Here is an 8,674-nt window from a genome sequence, read left to right as displayed (position 1 = left end):
ACTCAAATGTTTGAACTGGCGAACTCCAATTGAGATCTTTTTGCTTAATCTGCGTCATTAAATTTGTTCAAGTTATTTATTGCAATCTACCTTATAGAAATGTACGATAAAAAACGAAGATAACTATTAGGAGGAATATATGCATAAGATATGGAAGAGGTTTACCCTCAAAGAAGATCCGAGTGTATATCAAGACAAAGACTCCCACTTGATGCAAGTTCTTACGGTCAAAGATTTCTTGGCCTTAGGGGTAGGAACGATTGTTTCGACATCAATTTTTACTTTGCCAGGGGTGGTAGCAGCTCGCTATGCGGGACCAGCCGTAGCAATTTCAGAAATTTTGGCGGCGGTTGTTGCTGGTTTTGTTGCTCTAGCCTATGCTGAAATGGCGTCAGCGATGCCATTTGCCGGTTCAGCATATTCGTGGATCAGTGTGATTTTTGGCGAAGGTTTCGGGTGGATTGCTGGTTGGTCACTGTTGGCTGAGTATTTTATTGCGGTAGCCTTTGTGGCATCCGGCTTATCAGCCAACTTTCGGGGGTTGATTCAGCCGCTCTTTAGTCTTCCACCGCAACTATCCAATGCCTTTGGTGTTAAAGGCGGGATGTTTGACTTGGTGGCTGCATTGGTAATCATTATGATTGCTTATCTGTTATCACGGGGTGTTTCTGAAGCAGCCCGAATCCAAAATATCTTAGTGGTTTTAAAAGTAATTGCTATTTTTATTTTTATTCTCGTAGGGATCACAGCCTTACACCCAGAAAACTACTTACCGTTTATTCCTGCTGCCAAAGCTAACCCTGATGGGACAGTCTTTGGGGGATGGCGTGGTATTTATGCCGGGGTTTCATCTATTTTCCTGTCATATATTGGGTTTGACTCGATTGCAGCCAATTCAGCAGAAGCCAAAGACCCGGCTAAGACAATGCCCCGGGGGATCATCGGGTCACTGATTATCGCAGTTGCTTTGTTCGTATCGGTTTCCCTGGTTTTAGTGGGAATGTTCAAATATACCAACTATGCGAATAATGCTGAACCAGTAGGCTGGGCCCTACGGACTGCTGGTCACCCAATTGTTGCGACAGTTGTACAAACTATCGCTATTGTGGGGATGTTCACGGCGCTAATTGGGATGATGATGGCTGGTTCTCGTTTGTTATATTCATTTGGCCGTGACGGGATGTTGCCCCAGTGGTTAGGTAAATTGAGTAAAAATAAGCAACCCTTGAACGCTTTAACAGTCCTGACGATCATCGGCGTTGTCTTGGGGGCTGTTTCACCATTTGAATTCCTGTCACAGTTAGTTTCAGCAGGGACCTTGGTGGCCTTTATGTTTGTTTCAATTGGGATCTATGCTTTGCGGCCCCGTGAAGGTAAGGATATTCCAGAACCAGGCTTTAAGGTTCCGTTCTATCCGGTATTACCATTTGTAGGCTTTTTAGGAGCGTTGATCGTGTTCTTAGGTTTAGACATTGATGCAAAGATTTACATTGGTGTATGGTTTATTATCGGATTGGTCATGTATTTCACGTATGGGGCTAAGCACTCAGCGCTAAATGATAGAAAATAATTTAACTTAAATTGAGGCTAGGAGAAAATTCTGTTTTCTCGTTAGTCTCATTTTTTTAATTTGCAAAGAGCCCACAAATAGCATGGGAAATATCGCAAATTTGAGAGCAAAGGACGAACGACTTGCTGCGAATATGAATTCTTATTCACGTTTTTTATTGTAAGTAGTAAAGGCTAAAAAAGCTTGATATAGTAAGGGTTTGTACCCAAGAAATAAAACCAGGGCAATATTTTCTTGATATTTTATGAGATTTTGGGTTGATTTCTCATTTTATTTTAGTTATAGTATAAACATCTTAACGAGGAGGTTAGAACGATGCAAACAAGATTAGCTATGACAAACACACAAGCTAAACGTTTCGTAGGTAAATCAGCTAAACCAATGCAGCTGGATATATCTACGCTTTTTGTGTTGCATCGCCTAAACTTAAGTTAGGAACTGCTCAAAGATAAAATACAAAAATCATTAAAAGATATATTTAGCTGTATTCTTAGAATTTTCTTAGGATACAGCTTTTTTTATGCAAAAAGAGAGGGTGAAGATAATGACGAATAGACTTGATTTGGTAGACACAAACGCAGCTGGACATATTGCCATTGGTGGGGTGGATGCACTCAAATTGACACAACAGTATGGTACGCCACTGATCGCATATGATACTGGTGCTATCCGGCGGCAGATTCGAAGCTTCCAACGGGTCTTTGAAGATTTAAATATTGCTCACCGGGTTGTTTATGCCAGCAAGGCTTTTTCGTCATTGGCAATGTATCAACTTGCAGCTGAGAGCAATATTGGCTGTGATGTTGTATCAGGTGGTGAACTGTATGCTGCCCTAAAGGGTGGAATGCGTCCTGAGATGATTGAGTTCCACGGGAACAATAAGCTTCCTCATGAATTGGAATATGCAGTGGATGCACAAATTGGTTGTATTGTAGTTGATAACTTCCAGGAGTTACATACTCTACAAGCTATTTTGGCTGACCGCCAACAAACAATGCGGGTTATGTTACGGGTTGCCCCAGGAATCTTAGCTGAAACCCACGAATACATCTCAACTGGGCAAGAAAAGTCCAAGTTTGGTTTTGATATTCGCAGTGGGCAAGCTGCCCGCGCTCTCCAAGAGATGTTGGCTGATGACCATTTAGATGTAATCGGGGTTCATTGTCACATTGGTTCTCAAATTTTTGATGTACAAGGTTTTATTGGAGCAGCCAAGAAGATGGCCCTGTTATTACGTGATTGGAACCAGGAATTTGGCTTTGACGCCCAAGTGTTGAATTTGGGTGGCGGCTTTGGGATCAAGTACACTGGTGAAGATGATCCACTACCAGCCGAAGAGTTTGTAAAGACAATCATCGAAGTGGTGGAATACAAGGTTAACAAGTATCATCTGCAAATGCCGGCAATTTGGGTTGAACCAGGCCGAGCCCTAGTAGGGGATGCAGCTACTACCCTGTATACAATTGGTTCTAGCAAGCATGTAGCCGGGGTCTGCGACTATATTTCTGTTGATGGTGGGATGGGGGATAATATCCGTCCAGCCCTCTACCATGCAAAGTATGAAGCTTTACTGGCCGACCGGCCTCATGCAGAAAATACGCAGGTCGCAACCGTTGTGGGTAAGTACTGTGAATCAGGGGACATCCTAGTTGAAGATTGTCCTTTGCCTCCAACGCATCCAGGAGATGTGTTGGCAGTGCCAGCTACTGGTGCATATGGATATACGATGGCAAGCAACTATAACCGCAATCCTCGTCCAGCAGTCGTCTTTTGTGAAAATGGTGAGTCACGTTTGGTGATTAGACGGGAAACGTACGCGGATATGTTACGGTGCGAAGTAGGGATCGCTCAATAATTATATGGAAATATCTAGCTCGGAGTAACCATTGTTAGTGCCATTATGTAGTGTGACATACGGTAAATAGCGGACAAGTGTGGGCATCTTTCCTTATTTTTAGGCAAAGAAATTGTTCGTCAAAAAAGAGGCGGGAAAATTTCCCCGCCTCTTTTAAATTTACATATTTAAATAGTTATTTTATCCAATAGTCAAGTCAGGCCACCGTTCTTGCCAGTGGTTGAAATGTAACCGACGTTGGTATTTAGGATGTTGCTCCGTTCCCACAGCAAAAGCCGGGGTCGGGGCCACCCGTAAAGCAAAAGCATCGTCCAACCCGTAAGGAGCAATCACGGTGAGCTCACCGCCAGATAAAAGCTGAATTCCCACTGCACTGCATTTTTCTGGTTGGGCCGCTACTGCTTCAGAGATACTTAGTTGGCTGGGTGCTAGAGCGGCACGTTCCGGCAAACCGAGGTTAGTCAATTCCCAGAAATACTGGGAATGATTTTGGCTTAACTGGGCTTGGGTAGTCAGGAAATCTTCATAAGATTCACTGATGTTACGATAATAAACCGTGATTTTATCCCATAGCACAGATGATGGCTGCTTGGTTATGGCATTCCAGATTAAGTTCCGAATCGGATCGCCAACGATAGTTGCTTCCCGTAGGTGTTGCTGTCGGAGAATGGTAATGACATTCAGCAAGTGGTGGTCGTTTTTGACCAACGTGAGTAGGCGTTCTTCGAGATTCATGATCTTCTTCCTCTCCAAAATTACTGCTATTAATTGTAACTTTTTTATAGGAGAAATACCAGAATAGACAATAATCTAACTATGCTATTGATAATAGATGAAAATCACAGGGCAATTTGGTATAGTTGAAGGGTATCAATTTTAGGTTCAATGGAGGTTAGTGAATTGAGTAAAATTCTAGCTATTAATTCGGGTAGTTCAAGTTTAAAGTTCAAACTTTTTGAAATGCCAGCTGAACGAATTGTGGCATCAGGATTGATTGAAAGAATAGGTATCAGCGCGCCCCAGGTTACGATTAAGAATGCTGATGGTCAGGTGATGTTTCAACAGACTGAAGATATCCCAGATCACAAACGGGCAGTTGAGTTGCTCCTGGACCTACTCTTGCGGTTAAAAATCGTTACTAGTTATGATGAAATTGCTGGTGTTGGTCACCGGGTTGTAGCCGGCGGCGAATATTTCGATCATTCCGTAATTGTTACTGATGATGTAAAAAAGAAGATTGCAGAGTTAAAAGAATTTGCCCCGTTGCACAATCCTGCTAACTTGATGGGAATTGAGGCATTTGAGCGGGCATTGCCCCATGCAGTTGCGGTGGCATGTTTTGACACAGCTTTCCACCGGACGCTACCAGAAACTAACTATGTATATAGTGTCCCTTACGAATGGTATGAAAAGTATGGAGTGCGCCGGTTTGGGGCCCATGGTTTAAGCCACAAGTATGTTGTGGGAGAAGCTGCTAAGTTGATGAAGAAGCCATTGGCTGATCTTAAGTTGATTAGCTGTCACCTGGGGTCAGGCGCTTCGATCTGTGCTGTGAAAAATGGTAAGTCCTATGATACTTCAATGGGCTTTTCACCTCTGAGTGGGATTACGATGCAAACCCGGTCTGGGGACGTAGATGTGTCCTTGGTTGCCTATATGCGCGAAAAACTTGGGGTTAGCATGGATGAAATGATCTACCTGCTCAATAACAAGTCCGGCTTGCTAGGAATCTCTGGTTTCTCGCCAGATATGCGTGACTTGTTAGCCCAAATGGACACCAACCACCGGGCTAAATTGGCAGTGGATATCTTCGTCAAAAATGTTGTCAAGTTCATCGGACAGTATGTAGCTGAAGTTGGTGGGATCGACGGTCTGATTTTCACGGCGGGGATCGGCGAAGCATCTGGTCCAATCAAGCGGAGAATCATGAAGCGGTTAGCTTTTATGGGGATCACGATTGCTGAGGATAAACTGGATGTTACCGGTCAGGACGTGATTATTTCTGGACCTGATTCTAAGGTAACAGTTATGACTATTCCAACTAATGAAGAATTAGTCATTGCCCGCGATGTGATGGACTACTTAGCATAAAATTAAGGCAGGGACTAGGAAGTTTGCACTGATGTGAGCTACAATAGTTGCCTGCTTTTTTAGTGGAGAAATGCTATAATTATAATGTCAGGAATGCATAAAATGAGGTGTACCGATGAGTAATACAAAAGAGATCCAAGCCGATTATCAGGCGTATCGGAAGGAACTTGATAAGTACACTGAATTATGTGCCCAAACACCGGCCAATTCAACTGCTTATCAAGTTTACAAGCATAAGAAAGAAGAAGCATGGAAAAATTGTGACCGTCTGGAGGTTGTCCTGCAGGCGATCGCTGTGGCCGAGGATTGATTAAAGATAATGCTAAAACAAGAGTCCCCAACCAGGAGCTTAATGCTAGGTTGGGGACTCTTTTAATTATTACTTGGTGGTTAGGGATCGTTGCTGCTTTAATTGGGCGAAGCGGTCAGGTTTGAGCTTACCCAAGTTGACTAACTCTTGTTCAATCAGATTCAAAACGGTATTACGATCGTTAGGATTCTCCACAAAATCGTACCGGTCACCATCAATAATCAGTAGGGGCGAGAGGTCGTAGGCTTTTTCCCAAGCGTCATAGTAACGGAGAAGACGCTTGTAGTAAGCAACCAAGCCAGGATCAGTCGATAATTGTTCGTAGGTTCGGCCTCTTTTTTGAATTCGTTTAATCATTGTAGTATAGGAAACTTTGATCAGGATCATCAAGTCCGGTGACTTGTCTTGCTTGATATGCTTTAATTCATTGAGCATTTCTGCAAGCAATTCCTGGTAGATCTGATATTCCAATGCGGTGGCATTGCCAAGGTCGGTATTCATCTTCATAAACATTGCATCCTCGTAGATGGAACGATCGAGGATATTGTTTTCTCCTTGTGCAGCCTGTTTCATCATCTGAAAGCGCCGGTTCAAGAAGAATGTCTGCAACAGGTAAGTATAAGGGTTTGTGGCGTCTTTATCGCCAGCAGCCCGTTTTTTATTGGCAATCTCATTTCCTTTGTAAAAAAGCGGTAAGACTGGGTTATCAGCCACCGGTTCAAAGAATGGCTTTGTCCCTAGTTCAGTAGCAAGTAGGTTAGTGAGGGTCGACTTGCCTGACCCAATCACACCAGCAATGGTTATCAAACTTAACAACTCCTTTTTATAGCACTTGCTATTGTACCCGTTTCACGGTGGACATTCAACGGAGAAGACGGTAACCTGCGAGATGAGATAAACCTAACCAACTTTAGTATGATTTCATGATACAATAAAAATATTGAAAAATAATTCTTATTTAAAGAGGAGATTTGGAATGCTTTCAAGATATACTCGGCCAGAAATGGCGGCTATTTGGAGTGAACATAAGAAGTATGAATGTTGGTTAGCAGTAGAGTTGGCAGCCGATGAAGCATGGGCTGAACTCGGCCACATTCCTGCAGCTGATGTTGCCAAGCTCAAGCAAAATGCCAAGTTTGATGTCGACCGTATTGCTGAGATCGAAGCAGTTACGCACCATGATGTGATTGCTTTTACCCGGAACCTGTCTGAATCATTAGGACCAGAAAAAAAGTGGGTTCATTACGGTTTAACGAGTACAGACGTAGTGGATACGGCGCAGGGCTATCGCTTAAAGCAGGCAAATGATATCTTACGTCAAGACCTGCAACAATTGGCTGATGTGATCGGCCAACGTGCACAAGAATTTAAGTATACGGTTTGCATGGGGCGGACCCATGGTGTCCATGCCGAACCAACAACTTTTGGGTTGAAATTAGCCCGCTGGTATTCTGAAATGAAACGGAATATCGAACGCTTTGACCATGCAGCACGGGGAGTTGAAGCAGGTAAGATCTCTGGCGCAGTTGGTACGTTTGCTGAAGTGCCACCGTTTGTTGAAGAATATGTCTGCAACAAATTAGGGATCCGCCCCCAAGAAATTTCAACCCAAGTATTGCCACGGGACTTACATGCCGAATATATCGCTGCACTGGCTTTGATTGCAACGAGTTTGGAAGAATTTGCAACCGAGATTCGGAGCTTGCAACGGACAGAAATTCATGAAGTTGAAGAGCACTTTGCCAAAGGGCAAAAGGGTTCTTCAGCAATGCCACATAAGCGGAACCCGATTGGTTCGGAAAACATTTCAGGTTTGGCTCGCGTGTGCCGGGGACATATTGTTACTGCCTATGAAAATATTACTTTATGGCATGAACGTGACATCTCCCATTCATCGGCAGAGCGGATTATCTTGCCGGATACTACATCCTTACTAGATTATATGCTGCACCGGTTTACCCGCATTATCAAAAACCTTGACGTTTTCCCAGAAACAATGAAGAAAAATATGGATAAGACGCTGGGCTTGATTTATAGTGGCCGGGTGCTTTTGAAGCTAGTCGAATCTGGTTTGAGTCGTGAAGAGGCTTACGATTTGATCCAGCCGTATACGGCACAATGTTGGGCTGAACAAGTGCCGTTTAGACCACTTTTAGAAGCCGATCCAACGGTGCAAAAGCAATTATCAAAAGCAGACTTAGATGATGCCTTTGATTATCACTGGCATTTACGCCACGTCGATGATATTTTCCGGCGGGTTGGTTTAGATTAAATAGGACAATTTGATAATTTTGTATAAAGGAGGTTGGTTTTGCCAGCCTCCTTTGCTATTTTTATTGGAGTTGGTTGCTGAAGTGAAAATATTACTTGCAAGTTGTTTTTCAATCTGTTAGTATTCAATCACGGAATTAAAAGGAGCATAGACATGGAAAAGAAGTTTGCAATTGGTGATACAGTAAAGTGTCAGAAATTTGCCTCTTTAAATCATGACTTCGAGGGAAAGATTCAAAAGATTTACGAAAACTCTGCTATGGTGGAGATTACCAACTATCATCAAGAAGATACGATTGCAGTTGGTGACTTTCATAACCGAGCTGTAGTTAGCTTGAAGAAAATGAAAAAAATTAGTGCATAAAGTGCTGACATTTAAAAAACTGTGTGGTATACTAAACCACGTTATGCGGGTATAGTTTAGTGGTAAAACGATAGCTTCCCAAGCTACTGTCGCGAGTTCGATTCTCGTTACCCGCTTATAAGCCGTCAGGTATTGATTCGATGATAGAAACTAGTAGGATATGAAACTCTTTAGCGAGTCTGGGTTGATGGGAGCCAGGTGAGGGCAGTATCT

Annotated in this window: 8 protein-coding genes and 1 tRNA gene; 7 read left to right on the top strand and 2 right to left on the bottom strand. The window is 43.1% G+C overall.

What is annotated here, in order from left to right; all coding sequences use genetic code 11:
- Positions 1-139 precede the first annotated feature (139 nt).
- On the top strand, positions 140-1,570 hold the full coding sequence (locus G541_RS0100970) for an APC family permease (protein WP_027826186.1): 1,431 nt from the start codon (positions 140-142) through the stop codon (positions 1,568-1,570).
- Between the two features lie 544 nt (positions 1,571-2,114).
- Positions 2,115-3,425, top strand: coding sequence for a diaminopimelate decarboxylase (lysA, locus tag G541_RS0100960; protein WP_009554917.1), 1,311 nt, complete (start codon positions 2,115-2,117; stop codon positions 3,423-3,425).
- Positions 3,426-3,605: 180 nt separating this feature from the next.
- On the opposite strand, the gene G541_RS09075 is transcribed toward lysA, so the two are convergent.
- Positions 3,606-4,160 (bottom strand): nucleotidyltransferase family protein, encoded by a 555-nt coding sequence (locus G541_RS09075; protein WP_035162575.1) that lies wholly within the window; start codon positions 4,158-4,160, stop codon positions 3,606-3,608.
- Between the two features lie 165 nt (positions 4,161-4,325).
- Here G541_RS09075 and G541_RS0100950 point away from each other — a divergent pair, with 165 nt between their 5' ends.
- Both G541_RS0100950 and G541_RS0100945 read left to right on the top strand, forming a co-directional pair.
- Positions 4,326-5,516 carry an acetate/propionate family kinase gene (locus tag G541_RS0100950; protein WP_027826185.1) on the top strand — a complete coding sequence of 397 codons (1,191 nt, stop codon included), beginning with the start codon at positions 4,326-4,328 and terminating at the stop codon, positions 5,514-5,516.
- 115 nt (positions 5,517-5,631) lie between these two features.
- Positions 5,632-5,826: a hypothetical protein gene (locus G541_RS0100945; RefSeq protein WP_009554911.1), complete on the top strand. Its 195-nt coding sequence runs from the start codon at positions 5,632-5,634 to the stop codon at positions 5,824-5,826.
- 69 nt (positions 5,827-5,895) lie between these two features.
- Here G541_RS0100945 and G541_RS0100940 read toward each other — a convergent pair whose 3' ends face one another.
- Positions 5,896-6,633 carry a deoxynucleoside kinase gene (locus tag G541_RS0100940; protein WP_027826184.1) on the bottom strand — a complete coding sequence of 246 codons (738 nt, stop codon included), beginning with the start codon at positions 6,631-6,633 and terminating at the stop codon, positions 5,896-5,898.
- 169 nt (positions 6,634-6,802) lie between these two features.
- On the opposite strand from G541_RS0100940, the gene purB reads away from it, so the two are divergent.
- From purB to G541_RS0100925, 3 genes are all read left to right on the top strand, one after another.
- Positions 6,803-8,098, top strand: coding sequence for an adenylosuccinate lyase (gene purB, locus G541_RS0100935; protein ID WP_027826183.1), 1,296 nt, complete (start codon positions 6,803-6,805; stop codon positions 8,096-8,098).
- Between the two features lie 153 nt (positions 8,099-8,251).
- A complete protein-coding gene (locus G541_RS0100930; RefSeq protein ID WP_009554905.1) occupies positions 8,252-8,461 on the top strand; it encodes a DUF2187 domain-containing protein in 210 nt (69 codons plus the stop codon).
- Between the two features lie 45 nt (positions 8,462-8,506).
- Positions 8,507-8,577, top strand: a tRNA-Gly gene (locus tag G541_RS0100925).
- Positions 8,578-8,674 lie beyond the last annotated feature (97 nt).

Source organism: Ligilactobacillus saerimneri DSM 16049 (assembly GCF_000423265.1).
GTDB classification, from domain to species: Bacteria; Bacillota; Bacilli; order Lactobacillales; family Lactobacillaceae; genus Ligilactobacillus; species Ligilactobacillus saerimneri.
Note: the sequence above shows the minus strand (reverse complement) of the source record. Positions and strands in the feature narration are given on the sequence as shown.